This window comes from Nocardioides fonticola, assembly GCF_039536805.1.
Lineage (GTDB): Bacteria > Actinomycetota > Actinomycetes > Propionibacteriales > Nocardioidaceae > Nocardioides > Nocardioides fonticola.
The window spans coordinates 1-13,927 of record NZ_BAAAZH010000028.1 but is presented as its reverse complement, the minus strand read 5'-3'; the positions used below and the strand labels follow the sequence as shown (position 1 = coordinate 13,927).

The 13,927-nt window shown below is 72.7% G+C and carries 12 protein-coding genes; all 12 read right to left on the bottom strand.

Annotated features, from left to right (window positions below; all coding sequences use genetic code 11):
- Window positions 1-9 precede the first annotated feature (9 nt).
- The 12 genes from ABD671_RS17230 to ABD671_RS17175 all read right to left on the bottom strand — a co-directional run bounded on the left by ABD671_RS17230 (window position 10) and on the right by ABD671_RS17175 (window position 13,717).
- Window positions 10-1,074 (bottom strand): quinone-dependent dihydroorotate dehydrogenase, encoded by a 1,065-nt coding sequence (locus tag ABD671_RS17230; RefSeq protein ID WP_344734673.1) that lies wholly within the window; start codon window positions 1,072-1,074, stop codon window positions 10-12.
- Entirely contained in the window at window positions 1,071-4,406 is a 3,336-nt protein-coding gene (carB, locus tag ABD671_RS17225) for a carbamoyl-phosphate synthase large subunit (RefSeq protein WP_344734672.1), read from the bottom strand. Before carB ends, ABD671_RS17230 begins: the two co-directional genes overlap by 4 nt.
- Window positions 4,406-5,533: a glutamine-hydrolyzing carbamoyl-phosphate synthase small subunit gene (carA, locus tag ABD671_RS17220; RefSeq protein WP_344734671.1), complete on the bottom strand. Its 1,128-nt coding sequence runs from the start codon at window positions 5,531-5,533 to the stop codon at window positions 4,406-4,408. Before carA ends, carB begins: the two co-directional genes overlap by 1 nt.
- A 135-nt stretch (window positions 5,534-5,668) precedes the next feature.
- Window positions 5,669-6,199, bottom strand: coding sequence for an SHOCT domain-containing protein (locus ABD671_RS17215; protein WP_344734670.1), 531 nt, complete (start codon window positions 6,197-6,199; stop codon window positions 5,669-5,671).
- Window positions 6,200-6,262: 63 nt separating this feature from the next.
- On the bottom strand, window positions 6,263-7,276 hold the full coding sequence (locus ABD671_RS17210) for an NADPH:quinone reductase (RefSeq protein ID WP_344734669.1): 1,014 nt from the start codon (window positions 7,274-7,276) through the stop codon (window positions 6,263-6,265).
- 141 nt (window positions 7,277-7,417) lie between these two features.
- A complete protein-coding gene (locus ABD671_RS17205) occupies window positions 7,418-8,707 on the bottom strand; it encodes a dihydroorotase (RefSeq protein ID WP_344734668.1) in 1,290 nt (429 codons plus the stop codon).
- Window positions 8,704-9,633, bottom strand: a complete 930-nt coding sequence (locus ABD671_RS17200) for an aspartate carbamoyltransferase catalytic subunit (RefSeq protein WP_344734667.1) — start codon at window positions 9,631-9,633, stop codon at window positions 8,704-8,706. Before ABD671_RS17200 ends, ABD671_RS17205 begins: the two co-directional genes overlap by 4 nt.
- Window positions 9,633-10,166 carry a bifunctional pyr operon transcriptional regulator/uracil phosphoribosyltransferase PyrR gene (gene pyrR, locus ABD671_RS17195; protein ID WP_344734666.1) on the bottom strand — a complete coding sequence of 178 codons (534 nt, stop codon included), beginning with the start codon at window positions 10,164-10,166 and terminating at the stop codon, window positions 9,633-9,635. The genes ABD671_RS17200 and pyrR overlap by 1 nt, the downstream gene beginning before the upstream one ends.
- Window positions 10,167-10,301: 135 nt before the next feature.
- Entirely contained in the window at window positions 10,302-11,687 is a 1,386-nt protein-coding gene (locus ABD671_RS17190; protein WP_344734665.1) for a dihydrolipoyl dehydrogenase family protein, read from the bottom strand.
- A 157-nt stretch (window positions 11,688-11,844) separates the two neighbouring features.
- Window positions 11,845-12,252, bottom strand: a complete 408-nt coding sequence (nusB, locus tag ABD671_RS17185) for a transcription antitermination factor NusB (protein WP_344734664.1) — start codon at window positions 12,250-12,252, stop codon at window positions 11,845-11,847.
- A complete protein-coding gene (gene efp, locus ABD671_RS17180; protein WP_344734663.1) occupies window positions 12,252-12,815 on the bottom strand; it encodes an elongation factor P in 564 nt (187 codons plus the stop codon). Before efp ends, nusB begins: the two co-directional genes overlap by 1 nt.
- Before the next feature lie 89 nt (window positions 12,816-12,904).
- Complete coding sequence (locus tag ABD671_RS17175; RefSeq protein ID WP_344734662.1) at window positions 12,905-13,717, bottom strand: SIMPL domain-containing protein; 813 nt, start codon at window positions 13,715-13,717, stop codon at window positions 12,905-12,907.
- Between the last annotated feature and the right edge of the window lie 210 nt (window positions 13,718-13,927).

Sequence of the window (13,927 nt, the reverse complement as noted above, 5' to 3'; positions counted from 1 at the left end):
CCGGCGACCTCACCCCCGGCCGGGGACGGCGGCCACCCCGGCGGCGATGCGGCGGGCCCACAGGGGGCCCTCGTAGATGAAGGCCGTGTAGCCCTGGAGCAGGTCGGCCCCGGCGTCGAGACGCTCCCGGGCGTCCTCGACGGTCGTGATGCCGCCGACGCCGATGAGGGTCAGGTCGGGCGCGACCCGCGCGCGCAGCCGGCGCAGCACCTCGCAGGAGCGGGCGGTCAGCGGGCGCCCCGACACACCGCCGGCGCCGTAGGCCTCCACCACGCCGGCGTCGGTGCGCAGGCCGGCACGGGAGATCGTGGTGTTGGTGGCGATGATGCCGTCGAGACCGATCGCACCGGCGAGGTCGGCGACGCCGTCGACGTCCTCGTCGGCGAGATCGGGGGCGATCTTCACCAGCAGCGGCACGCGGCGTCCGGACGCCTCAGTGGCGTCGTCGGCGGTGCGTCGCACGTGGCGCAGCAGCGGCTCGAGGCGCTCGACCGCCTGGAGGTTGCGCAGCCCCGGGGTGTTGGGCGAGGAGACGTTGACCACCAGGTAGTCGGCCAGCGGCGCGAGCAGGCGGGCGCTCAGCTCGTAGTCGGCCTCGACGGCGGCCTGGTCGTCGTCGGGCACGACCTTGGACTTGCCGATGTTGACCCCCAGCACCGGGCCGCGCCGGGCGCTGCGGGCCACCCGCTCGGCCCGGGTCGCCAGGCGACGGGCCACGACCTCGGCGCCGTCGTTGTTGAAGCCCATCCGGTTGAGGATCGCCCGGTCGGCCGGCAGCCGGAACAACCGCGGCTGCGGGTTGCCCGGCTGCGGCAACCCGGTGACCGTGCCGATCTCGACGTGCCCGAAGCCGAGCCCGCCGAGCGCGTCGATGCCGACCGCGTTCTTGTCGAAGCCGGCCGCCAGCCCGATGACGTTCGGGAAGGTCAGCCCGAGCGCCCGCACCGGGCGACCCGGCACCGGTGCCGCACGCAACACCGGCTCGGCCGCCCGGATCGCCCCGAACGCCCGGTGGTGCACCCACTCCGGATCGGTGCGGGTGAGCACCCGGTCGAAGAACTGCTGGTAGATCACCGGCCCGCCCGGACGACCTCGGCCCACTCCTGCAGCGAGCGGACCCCGACGTCGCCGCGCAGCATCGCCTCGATGCCCTGCACCGCCGCGCCGAAGCCCGGCACGGTGGTGATGCAGGGGACGTTGGCGCGCACGGCCGCCGTCCGGATCTCGTAGCCGTCGAGCCGGGCCTGACCGACCTGACCGCCGCCGGCGGCGCCGTACGGGGTGTTGACGATCAGCTGGATCTCGCCGTCGAGGATGAGCTGCACCGTGGTCTTCTCGCCCTGCGGGCCGGGGCCCTCGAAGTGCTTGCGGACGACGGTGGCCGCGACGCCGTTGCGGCGCAGCACCTCGGCGGTGCCCTGGGTCGCGAGGATCTCGAAGCCCATGTCGGCCAGCGCCTTGACCGGGAAGATCATCGAGCGCTTGTCGCGGTTGGCCATCGAGACGAAGACCTTGCCGCTGGTGGGCAGGTGCCCGAAGGCGGCCGCCTGCGACTTCGCGAACGCGGTGCCGAAGTCGCGGTCGAAGCCCATGACCTCGCCGGTCGACTTCATCTCCGGGCCCAGCACGGTGTCGACCTGGAGGCCGTCGGGGGTGCGGAACCGGTTGAAGGGCATCACGGCCTCCTTGACCGCGATCGGCTGGTCGGCCGGCAGCCGGCCGCCGTCGCCCTCGGCGGGCAGGACGCCGGCCGCGCGCAGCTCGGCGATCGACTCCCCCAGCATCACCCGGGCCGCGGCCTTCGCCAGCGGGGTGGCGGTGGCCTTGGAGACGAACGGCACCGTGCGGCTGGCGCGCGGGTTGGCCTCGAGGACGTAGAGGATGTCGGCGCTCAGCGCGAACTGGATGTTGAGCAGACCCCGCACCCCGACGCCGCGGGCGATGGCCTCGGTGGCCTCGCGGATGCGGTCGATCTCGCGGTCGCCGAGCGTGATCGGCGGCAGCGCGCACGAGGAGTCGCCGGAGTGGATGCCGGCCTCCTCGATGTGCTCCATGACGCCGCCGAGGAACAGCTCCTCGCCGTCGAAGAGGGCGTCGACGTCGATCTCGACGGCGTCGTCGAGGAAGCGGTCGACCAGCACCGGCGCAGCCGGGCTGATGAGGCCGGCGGCGACGTACTTCTCCAGATAGCTGCGCAGGGCCTCCTCGCCGTAGACGATCTCCATGCCGCGGCCGCCGAGCACGTACGAGGGGCGCACGAGCACGGGGTAGCCGATCTCGGCGGCGATCTCGCGCGCCTCCACGAACGACGTCGCGGTGCCGTGCTTGGGGGCGGTGAGCCCGGCACGGGCGAGCACCCGGCCGAACGCACCGCGCTCCTCGGCGAGGTCGATGGCGTCGGGCGAGGTGCCCACGATGCGCACGCCGTTGGCGGCGAGGCCCTGGGCCAGGCCGAGCGGCGTCTGGCCGCCGAGCTGGCAGATGACGCCGGCGACGGGGCCGGCCTGCTCCTCGGCGTGCACGATCTCCAGGACGTCCTCGAGCGTGAGCGGCTCGAAGTAGAGCCGGTCGGAGGTGTCGTAGTCGGTGGAGACGGTCTCGGGGTTGCAGTTGACCATGACGGTCTCGTAGCCGGCCTCGCTCAGCGCGAGGGAGGCGTGCACGCAGGAGTAGTCGAACTCGATGCCCTGGCCGATGCGGTTCGGGCCGCTGCCGAGGATGATGACGGCCTCGCGCTCGCGCGGGGCGACCTCGGTCTCCTCGTCGTAGGAGGAGTAGTGGTAGGGCGTCGCCGCCGCGAACTCCGCCGCGCAGGTGTCGACGGTCTTGTAGACCGGCCGGACGCCGAGGGCGTGGCGCACCCCGCGGATGACGTCGGGCGAGGTGCCGCGGATGCGGCCCAGCTGCACGTCGGAGAAGCCGTGCCGCTTGGCCAGCCGCAGCAGCTCGGGGGTCAGCTCGGGAGCAGCGATCAGCTCCTGGGCGACCTCGTTGATGAGGCTGAGCTGGTCGACGTACCAGGGGTCGATGCGGGTGGCCTCGAAGACCTCGTCGGCCGTGGCGCCGGCACGCAGCGCGTCCATGACCTTCTTCAGACGCCCGTCGTGCGGCTTGGCGATCTCGGTGAGCAGCGCCTGCTTGTCGAGCTCGACGACCTCGTGCGACCAGTCGAAGGCGGCATCCTTGCTCTCCAGCGAGCGCAGCGCCTTCTGCAGCGCCTCGGTGAAGTTGCGACCGATCGCCATCGCCTCGCCGACGGACTTCATGTGCGTGGTGAGCACCGGGTCGGCGCCCGGGAACTTCTCGAACGCGAAGCGCGGCACCTTCACCACGACGTAGTCGAGCGTCGGCTCGAAGGCGGCCGGCGTGGAGCCGTGCGGGCCGGCGGTGATGTCGTTGGGGATCTCGTCGAGGGTGTAGCCGATGGCCACCTTCGCCGCGATCTTGGCGATCGGGAACCCGGTGGCCTTCGAGGCCAGCGCCGAGGAGCGGGAGACGCGCGGGTTCATCTCGATGACGATCACGCGGCCGTCGACCGGGTTGACGGCGTACTGGATGTTGCAGCCGCCGGTGTCGACGCCGACCTCGCGGATGATGCCGATGGCGAGGTCGCGCAGGTGCTGGTACTCACGGTCGGTCAGCGTCATCGCGGGCGCGACGGTGATGGAGTCGCCGGTGTGCACGCCCATCGGGTCGAGGTTCTCGATCGAGCAGACGATGACGACGTTGTCCTTGCGGTCGCGCATCACCTCCAGCTCGTACTCCTTCCACCCGATGATCGACTCCTCGATCAGCACCTCGGTGGTGGGGCTGGCCGCGAGGCCGGCGCCGGCGATGCGCTGGAGGTCGTCGGCGTCGTAGGCGATGCCCGAGCCGGTGCCGCCCATGGTGAAGGAGGGGCGGACGACGACCGGGAACCCGAGCTCCTCGACCGCCTTCTCGCAGTCGGCGATCGTGTGGCACACGAAGCTGCGGGCCACCTCGCCGCCGACCTTGGCGACGATGGCGTTGAAAAGCTCGCGGTTCTCGCCGCGGTGGATGGCCTCGAAGTTGGCGCCGATCATCTCCACGCCGTACTTCTCCAGGATGCCGCGCTCGTGCAGCGCGATGGCCGCGTTGAGCGCGGTCTGGCCGCCCAGGGTGGGCAGCAGCGCGTCGGGGCGCTCCTTGGCGATGACCTTCTCGACGAACTCCGGGGTGATCGGCTCGACGTAGGTGGCGTCGGCGAACTCGGGGTCGGTCATGATCGTGGCCGGGTTGGAGTTCACGAGCACCACCCGCAGGCCCTCGGACTTCAGCACCCGGCACGCCTGGGTGCCGGAGTAGTCGAACTCGCAGGCCTGGCCGATGATGATCGGCCCGGAGCCGATGACGAGCACCGACTTGATGTCTTCACGCTTCGGCATCAGAGGTCTCCCGCCATCAGGCTCGTGAACCGGTCGAACAGGTAGGCGGCGTCGTGCGGCCCGGCCGCGGCCTCGGGGTGGTACTGCACGGAGAAGGCCCGCAGCCGCCCGTCGGCGGCACGCAGCTCGAGCCCCTCGACGACGTCGTCGTTGAGGCACACGTGGCTGACCGTCGCCTCGCCGTAGGGGGTGGTGGTGGGCCGGTCGAGAGGCGCGTCGACGGCGAAGCCGTGGTTGTGCGCGGTGACCTCGACCTTGCCGGTGGTGCGGTCCATGACCGGCTGGTTGATGCCGCGGTGGCCGTACTTCAGCTTGTAGGTGCCGAAGCCGAGCGCGCGGCCGAAGAGCTGGTTGCCGAAGCAGATGCCGAAGTAGGGCAGGTCGGCGGCCAGCACTGCCTGGAGGGTGCTGACGTCGGCGGTGGCCGGGTCACCGGGACCGTTGGAGAAGAAGACGCCGTCGGCGCCGGTGGCGCGGATGTCGTCCAGGGTCGCGGTGGCGGGCAGCACGTGCACCTCGATGCCGCGCTGTGCCATCAGCTCGGGCGTCATGCCCTTGATGCCGAGGTCGAGGGCGGCCACGGTGAACCGCTTGTCCCCTTGCGCCGGGACGACGTAGGCGGCGTCCACGCTCACCTCGCCGGCGAGGTCGGCGCCCTTCATGGCCGGCTGCTCGAGCACGCGGGCGAGCAGCGCCTGCGGGTCGGACTCGGTGCTGGAGATGCCGCAGCGCATCGAGCCGCGCTCGCGCAGGTGGCGGGTCAGCGCGCGGGTGTCGATATCGCTGATGCCCACGACCCCCTGGTCGGCGAGCTCGTCGGCGAGATCGCGGGTGGCGCGCCAGTTCGAGGTGCGCCGCGCGGGATCGCGGACGACGTACCCGGCCACCCAGATGCGGCGGGACTCGTCGTCCTCGCCGTTCACGCCGGTGTTGCCGATGTGCGGGGCGGTCATGACGACCACCTGGCGGTGGTAGGACGGATCGGTCAGCGTCTCCTGGTACCCGGTCATGCCGGTGTTGAAGACGGCCTCGCCGAAGGTCTCCCCTGCGGCTCCGTAGGACCGGCCGCGGAAGACCCGGCCGTCCTCGAGCACGAGGATCGCCGGCGCGGGGGCATGCGAGGGCACCCCATACCTCCTTCTCCGCCTCACAGGACGGGTCGTTAAAGGATGTCGAGCGGCGTCAGCCTAGCAGCGCCCGACCGCTCCTCCGGCACCCGCGCCGCGCCCTTCCGGGTGGCGGGACGGCGGGCGCCCGCGCGGTCACAGATCGCCGAGGATGCGGGCGCGCGCGGCGGTGTGCTCGGTCTCGGTGATCGCGCCGGCGGCGAGCAGGTCGTCGAGCTCGCGGAGCCGCTCGACAGTGGGCCGTTCGCGGCCGGCGGGCGGCTCGGACGGCGCGTGAGGCGCGGGAGGCGCGGCCGGCGCGGAAGGCGTCGGGGCTGGCTGGGGGCGCAGGTTGGAGGCGAGGTAGGTGGCCTCGAATCCGCCGTCGGTGAGCAACGTCATGGCGGTGGCGTCACCCTCGCTCATGCCGCTCTGGCGGGCCATCCGGCGTGCGGTGGAGACCTTCCAGACCGTGAAGGCGATGCCGGCCAGGAGGACGATCACGAACAGGGCGGCGAACCCGCCCCCGGCGCCACCACCGCCACCGGCCGGATCGTCGTAGGAGACAGTCCACCGTCCGCCGGTGTAGGTGCAGGTCGCCGGCTGGAGGTCGTCGTTCACCTGGAAGCACTTCGCCGGCGGCGACGGTTCGGCGGCGACGTGCGCGGCGGAGACACCCGAGAGCATGGACCGAACCTAGACCTGTCCGGTTCCGCGCGGAAGGTCGGCGCAGACCACCGCTCGACCGGGTCAGAGGGTCGGATCGACGTCGAGGAGCACCTTGCCGACCGCACCGCCCTCGACCGCGTCGTGGGCGGCGGCCGTCTCCTCGAGCGGGAAGCGGTGGAGCGGGAGACCGGCGTCCCCGCCGATGCGGACGGCGCCGTCCTCGATGGCGGCGGTGATGTCCTCGACCGCCGCCCGCAGCAGCGCCGGGTCGAGGGTGTAGAGGATGACGAACTGGAACCGCAGGTTGCGGCTGAAGGTCGCGCGCAGCGGCACCGTGAGCTCGTCGCCGCCGTTGTTGGCGTAGATGCCGATGGTGCCGCCGATGCGGGTGACGGCGAGGTCGAGCCCGATGTTCTGGGCCGGTGCCACCTCGGCGACCAGGTCGACCCCGTCGGGTGCGATCGCGAGGATCGCCTCCGCCGGGTCGCCCTCGGTGTAGGTGACGACGCGGTGGGCGCCGGCCGCGGTGGCCAGGGCGGCCTTCTCGGGGCCGCTGACGGTGGTGACGACGGTGGCGCCGGCCCAGCGGGCGAGCTGGATGGCCGCGTTGCCGACCGCGCCCGCTCCCCCGGCGACGAGCACGGTGTGCCCGGCCAGGGCGCCGGGGGCGAGCCGGGCGACGTCGCCGGAGGTCAGCAGCCGGTGCGCGGTGACGAACGGGACGCCGAGGGCCGCCCCGAGGTCGAAGCTCGCGCCCGCGGGGAGCTTCGCCACGCGGGCGGTCGGCTGCACGGTGTACTCGACGGCCGTGCCGTACGGGCGGCCGTGCTGGGCCAGCAGCAGCCACACGTGGTCGCCGATCTCGAACCCGGTGACGCCCTCGCCGAGCGCCTCGACGACGCCGGCGCCGTCCTGGCCCGGGGCCACCTCGTCGTGGCCCGACATCATGCCCGCCCGGAACTTCCAGTCCGTCGGGTTCACCCCGGCCCGCACCACGCGGACGAGCACCTCGCCGGGGCTGGGCTGCGGGACCTCGCGCTCGACGAGCTGGAGGACGGAGGAGGGACCGGTCTCGGTGTAGACGACTGCGCGCATGTGGAGTGCCAACGTCGTCCGGCCCGGGGCGTGTTCCCGGGTCACCCGGGCGGACAGGACAGGCAGAACTGTCCGTTTCGGGGCGATTCCGGCCCTGAATCGGCCAGTTTCCCCGGCCGGCCGGGGAAACTGGCCGCCGCCTCAGCCCACCAGCACCCCGTCGCGCACCGTGGCCCGGCCCCGCAGGAACGTGTGCCGGACGGCGGCCTGGAAGGAGCGTCCGTGCCAGGGGTTGTTGCGCGAGAGCGACACCGAGGCGTCGCGGTCGACGGTGATGGAGGCGGCCGGGTCGACGAGCGTGAGGTTGCCCGGGGCGCCGACCTCGAGCGCGCGGCCCTGACCCGACAACCCGGCGATCGCGGCCGGCGAGGTCGACATCACCCGGGCGAGGTCGGCCCACGTCATGAGGCCGGGCTCGACCATCACCGAGGCGACCACGGCCAGCGCGGTCTCCAGACCGAGCATGCCGAAGGCAGCGTCGACGAAGGCGTGCTCCTTGTCGTGACGCGCGTGCGGGGCGTGGTCGGTGGCGACCGCGTCGATCGTGCCGTCGGCGAGCGCGGCCCGCAGCGCGGCGACGTCCTCGTCGGGACGCAGCGGCGGGTTGACCTTGAAGGTCGGGTCGTAGCCGGCGAGCAGGTCGGTGGTGAGGATGAGGTGGTGCGGCGTGACCTCCGCGGTGACCGCGATGCCCTGGCTCTTGGCCCACCGCACGACCTCGACCGACCCGGCGGTCGAGACGTGGGCGACGTGCACCCGCGAGCCGGTGTGCCGCGCGAGCATCACGTCGCGGGCGACGATGACCTCCTCGGCCACGCCCGGCCATCCGGGCAGACCCAGCTGCCCCGACAGCTCGCCCTCGTGGCAGCAGGCGGTCGGCCCCGCCAGCGACGGCTCCTGGGCGTGCTGGCTGACGACGCCGCCGAACGCCTTCACGTACTCCAACGCCCGCCGCATGACGCGGGCATCGGCGACGCAGCGACCGTCGTCGGAGAAGACCCGGACGCCGGCGCGCGAACGGTGCATGAGCCCGAGCTCGGCGAGCTCCTCGCCGGCCAGGCCCTTCGTGACCGCGCCGACGGGCTGGACGTCGACGATGCCGGCCGCGACACCGAGGTCGTGCACCCGCTCGGCCGCCTCGGCGGTGTCGGTGACGGGGTTCGTGTTCGCCATCGCCAGCACGGCGGTGTACCCGCCGACGGCAGCGGCCTGCGAACCGGTGCGGATCGTCTCGGCGTCCTCACGGCCCGGCTCGCGCAGGTGCGTGTGCAGGTCGACCAGACCCGGCAGCGCGACGAGGCCGTCGGCGTCGACCACCTCGGCCCCCGACGGCACCGTGACCGAGCCGATCTCGGCGATGACGCCGTCGACGATGAGCAGGTCGGCGGCCGACTCCCCCAGGAGGCGGGCACCCTGGACGACGGTCTTCACGACGCCTCCCCGGCGAGCAGGTGGTACAGGACGGACATGCGGATCGCGACGCCGGCGGACACCTGCTCGAGGATCGCCGACTGGGCGGCGTCCGCGGCGTCCGCGGCGATCTCCAGGCCGCGGTTCATCGGGCCGGGGTGGCAGATCGGGACGTCGGGGCCGAGCACCCGCAGCCGGTCGCGGGTCAAGCCGTAGCCGACGGTGTACTCCCGCGGGCTGGGGAAGAACCCGCCGCTCATCCGCTCCTTCTGGACGCGCAGCATCATGACGGCGTCCGCGGTCGGCAGCACCTCGTCGAGGTCGTAGGAGGTCGCGAACCCCTGGGACGCCGACCAGGTGCCGACCCCGCTCGGCATCAGGGTGGGCGGCGCGACGACGGTGACCCGGGCACCCAGCTTGGCCAGGCACTTCACGTTGCTGCGGAAGACGCGGCTGTGGGTGAGGTCGCCGGCGATGACGACGTGCTTGTCCTCGAGCGTGCCGAGCCGGCGGGTGAGGGTGTAGGCGTCGAGCAGCGCCTGCGTGGGGTGCTCGTGGGTGCCGTCGCCGGCGTTGATCACAGCGGCGTCGACCCACTGCGAGACCTGGAGGGCGGCGCCGCTGGCGCTGTGCCGCATGACGAGGGCGTCGACGCCCATCGAGGCGATGGTCATCACGGTGTCGCGCAGGCTCTCGCCCTTGGAGGTCGAGCTGCCCTTGCCGGTGATGTTGATGGTGTCGGCCGAGAGCCACTTGCCGGCGAGCTCGAAGCTCGAGCGGGTGCGGGTGGAGTCCTCGAAGAAGAGGTTGATCACCGTGCGGCCGCGCAGCGCGGGGAGCTTCTTCACCTCGCGGTGCTGCACGTCGTGCATCTCCGCGGCGGTGGTGAACAGGGTGGTGATGTCGTCGACGCCGAGGTCGTCGATCGAGAGCAGGTGCCGCTTCATCAGCTGATCCACACGCCTTCCTGGCCGTCGGTCTCCTCCAGGCGCACCATCACGCGCTCGCTGCGCGCGCTCGGCAGGTTCTTGCCCACGTGGTCGGCGCGGATCGGCAGCTCGCGGTGGCCGCGGTCGACCAGCACCGCCAGCCGGACGGCGTCGGGGCGGCCGAGGTCGCCCATCGCGTCGAGGGCGGCGCGCACCGTGCGACCGGAGTAGAGGACGTCGTCGACCAGCACGACGGTGCGCCCGTCGATGCCGCCGGGCGGCAGCTCGGTGGGCTGCGGACCGCGTGCGGGGTGCTTGCGCAGGTCGTCGCGGTAGAGGGTGATGTCGAGCGATCCGACCGGCACGTCGGCGCCCTCGGTCTCGGCGATGCGCGCCGCGATGCGCCGGGCCAGGCCGACCCCGCGCGTGGGGATGCCGAGCAGCACCAGACCCTCGGAGCCCTTGTTGCGCTCGAGGATCTCGTGCGAGATGCGGGTCAGCGCCCGGGCGATGTCACGGGCGTCGAGGACGACACGCCCCTCGGGGGGCACGGGCGGCTCGGCGGGGCTCGCGGCCTCCGCCGGCGGAAGTGGGGTGACCACCGGGCCGGATCTCCTTCTCCGCCTCACGGGACGGCTCGTTAAAGGACGACGTCGCTCACCCTACCGCCGCGGCGGCCGGGGGCGTCACTCGGCGAGCTCGCCCAGCGCCGTCTCGATGGCCCGGTGGAAGGTCGGGTAGGCGAAGATCATCATGCGCAGCGTGGCGGTCGGCACCTGCGCGTGCACGGCCAGGGCGAGCAGACCGAGGATCTCCCCGCCGGCGGGCCCCATCGCGGTGGCGCCGACGAGCACCCCGCGGTCGGCGTCCTCGACGAGCTTGATGAGGCCGCGAGCCCCGGGCCCGTGGGTGAACCCTCGCGAGGACTGCTCCAGCGGCGTCGTCGCGACCCGGACCGTCAGGCCCGCATCGCGCGCCTGCTTCTCGGTCATGCCGACGCCGCCGACCTCGGGATCGGTGAAGGTGACGTGCGGGACGGCGTGGTAGCTCGCCGGGGCGCCGTCCTCGCCGAGGACGTCGCGGCGGGCGATGGCCGACTGGTACATCGACATGTGGGTGAAGGCACCGTGGCCGGTGACGTCGCCGATGGCCCAGAGCCGCTCGCCGGCGCGCATGCGCTCGTCGACGGTGATCGTGCGGGCGCTCGGGTCGAGCCCGACGGTCTCCAGGCCGAGGTCGTCGAGATTGGGGGTGCGGCCGGCGGCCACCAGCAGCTTGTCGGCCCGCACCGCGCCGTCGGCGAGGTGCACGGTGACGCCGCCGTCGGCGCCCGCCTCGATCCGGTCGATGTGCGCGGCCGTGACCACCCGGATGCCCTCCTGCGCGAACAGCTCGCCGAGCAGCTCGCCGGCCTCCGGCTCGACCGGGCCGAGCAGGTGCGGGCCGACCTCGATGATCGTCACCCGCACCCCGAACCGGGCGAAGACCTGCGCCATCTCGCAGCCGATCGGACCGCCGCCGATCACCGCGAGGCTGCCGGGCAGCTCGGTGACCCGGACGGCGTCCCGGTTGGTCCAGTGCGGGGTCTCGGCCAGGCCCGGGATCGGCGGCAGCGCCGGGCGGGTGCCGGGGTTGAGGACGACGCCGCGGGCCGCCTCGAACGTGCGGGTCGACCCGTCGGGCGCGGTGACGGCCACGGTGCCCTCGCCCGCCAGCCGACCCGTGCCGTGCAGCACGGTCGCGCCGGCGTCCTCGAGGCGCCGGACGGCCACGACGTCGTCCCAGTGGTCGGTGGCGTCGCGGGCGATGCGCTCGGCGACCGGCGTCCAGGACCGGACGACGGTGGCCTCCCCCGCCAGCTCGTTGACGCGGTGGCTCTCGGCGAGCGCGTCGGCGGCGCGCACCATCATCTTCGAGGGGATGCACCCGTAGTAGGGGCACTCGCCGCCGACCAGGTGCTTGTCGACCGCGACGACGCGCAGCCCGGCCTGCGCCGCTCCGGTGGCCAGGGCCTCACCGCCCGGGCCGAGTCCGACGACGACGAGATCGACCTGCTCGGGGGCATCGCTCATGTGCTCAGCCTGTCAGGTGCGCCCGCATCGGGCGAGGCCCGGAGGAGGGGTGGGGACAGGCGAAACTGCCCGTTGCGGGGCCGATGCGGCCGCGAAATGGGCAGTTTCCCCGGCCGGCCGGGGAAACTGGCCCCCGCCGCCCACCGGCTCACCTGCCTCAGACCAGGCTCGCCTTGTCCCGCTGGATCGCGCCGAGGACGCCGTTGACGAACGCCGGCGACTCATCGGTCGACAGGTCGGCCGCCAGCGAGGTCGCCTCGGCCACCGCGACGGCGTCCGGGACATCCTCGGCCCACAGCAGCTCGAAGACCCCGAGCCGCAGCAGGTTGCGGTCGACGGCCGGCATGCGGCCGAGCGTCCAGCCCTGCGCGTAGTCGGCCAGCAGCTGGTCGATGCGCTCCTGGTGCGCGACGACGCCGCGCACCAGGTCGGCGGTGTAGGCGTTGGTCGGGCCCTCACCCTCGGCGATCGCGCGGTCGAGCGCCTCGACCGCCGACTCCTGGCGCAGCTCGGAGGCGAAGAGGACGTCGAGGGCGCGCTTGCGCGCCTTCGTGCGGGCCGACATCAGGCCTTGACGCGGCCCAGGTAGGAGGAGTCGCGGGTGTCGACCTTGACCTTCTCGCCCTGGTTGACGAAGAGCGGCACCTGGATCTCGTGGCCGGTCTCGAGGGTGGCGGGCTTGGTGCGACCGGTGGCGGAGTCGCCGACGACGCCGGGCTCGGTGTAGGTGACGAGGAGCTCGACGGAGGCGGGAAGCTCGATGAAGAGCACGCGACCCTCGTTGGTGGCGACGATCGCCTCCTGGTTCTCGAGCATGAAGTTGGCGGCGTCGCCGACGATCTCGGGCGCGACCTCGATCTGGTCGTAGCTCTGGACGTCCATGAAGACGTAGCTCGTGCCGTCGTTGTAGAGGTACTGCATGGTGCGGCGGTCGACCGTGGCGGTCTCGACCTTGGTGCCGGCGTTGAAGGTCTTGTCGACGTTCTTGCCCGACTCGACGTTGCGGAGCTTGGTGCGCACGAAGGCCGGGCCCTTGCCGGGCTTGACGTGCTGGAACTCGACGACGGACCAGAGCTGGCCGTCGATGTTGAGGACCATGCCGTTCTTGAGGTCGTTGGTGGTAGCCATGTGCGCGGGATCAGCCTTCTAGCGGTCGAGAGACAGGGGTGTCGTCGTCCCATCGCGGGTTCGCGTCGGAGCGAGGACGACAGCGCAGCCTAGCTGGCGTCCCCGCCGAACTCCCAGACGACCTCGACCCGCACGGTGCTCTCATCGCGCCCGGCACGGATCGGGACCGAGCCCAGGTCGGCGAGCGCGGCGGTCGTGCGGTCGTAGGTGAGCGCCTGGGGGACGACGGCCGAGCGCCGCACCTCCCGCAGGGTCAGCACGTTGCCGAGGGTCCGGCCGGTGGCGGCGGCGTACTGCTCGGCCTTGGTACGGGCCTCCTCGATCGCGGCCTCGCGTGCCTTCGCCAGCGCTGCCTCGGGATCGCCGACCTGGAGCTTCAAGCCGCTCACCCGCACGTCGTTCCCGCCGGCCGCCACCGCGGCGCTCACCGCTCCCCCGGCGTCCTTCAGATCACGGACGACGACACTCGCCCGCTGCGTCACCCGGTAGCCCCGCAGCACCGGCGGGCCGGAGTTCGGGTAGTCGTACTCCGGCTGCATCGACAGGCCGGCCGTCTGGAGGTCCTTGCGTTCGACGCCCGCGCGCTCCAGCGCGCGGTAGACGCGCTCGAGATCGGTGTTCGCTGCAGCGAGGGCGTCGTCGAGGTCGGTGCGCACGAGGGTGACGGTCACGGTGAAGGCCGCCTCGTCGGGGATCACCGTCGCCGTGCCGGTGCCGGTCATCGTGACCGTGTAGGCGTCGGCGGCCAGCCCGTCGGTGGGTGCGGAGGCCGCAGCCGTGGCCGGGGCGATGACGGCGTCCGAGCCGGTGCCGGAGCCGAGCAGGTAGGCGACCGCGAGGCCGAGCAGGACGACGGCGCCGAGCAGGGCCTTGCCGAGGGTGAGCGGACGGTCGAGTGCCATGGGGTCCTCCAGCGGTCGGTGGCGATCGCGGGTCGGACGCGGCACGCGGTGTTCCGGTTCCGCGGGCGGCGGCCCCCTCAGCCCCGACTTGTCAGGGGAAACTCCCACCTGTCAGGCAATGCTTGCCGTGCCAAGAAGGAGTTTCCCCGGCTGACCGGGGCGCTTTCGGGCGGTCAGTGCAACAGGAGGTCGGTGATGACCTCTGAGGGT

Excerpts from the sequence above, each read along its gene's own strand:
- carB (WP_344734672.1), bottom strand. The coding sequence starts at position 4,406 with ATGCCGAAGCGTGAAGACATCAAGTCGGTGCTCGTCATCGGCTCCGGG.
- ABD671_RS17215 (WP_344734670.1), bottom strand. The coding sequence starts at position 6,199 with ATGCTCTCGGGTGTCTCCGCCGCGCACGTCGCCGCCGAACCGTCGCCG.
- ABD671_RS17210 (WP_344734669.1), bottom strand. The coding sequence starts at position 7,276 with ATGCGCGCAGTCGTCTACACCGAGACCGGTCCCTCCTCCGTCCTCCAG.
- ABD671_RS17200 (WP_344734667.1), bottom strand. The coding sequence starts at position 9,633 with ATGAAGCGGCACCTGCTCTCGATCGACGACCTCGGCGTCGACGACATC.
- ABD671_RS17190 (WP_344734665.1), bottom strand. The coding sequence starts at position 11,687 with ATGAGCGATGCCCCCGAGCAGGTCGATCTCGTCGTCGTCGGACTCGGC.
- nusB (WP_344734664.1), bottom strand. The coding sequence starts at position 12,252 with ATGTCGGCCCGCACGAAGGCGCGCAAGCGCGCCCTCGACGTCCTCTTC.
- efp (WP_344734663.1), bottom strand. The coding sequence starts at position 12,815 with ATGGCTACCACCAACGACCTCAAGAACGGCATGGTCCTCAACATCGAC.
- ABD671_RS17175 (WP_344734662.1), bottom strand. The coding sequence starts at position 13,717 with ATGGCACTCGACCGTCCGCTCACCCTCGGCAAGGCCCTGCTCGGCGCC.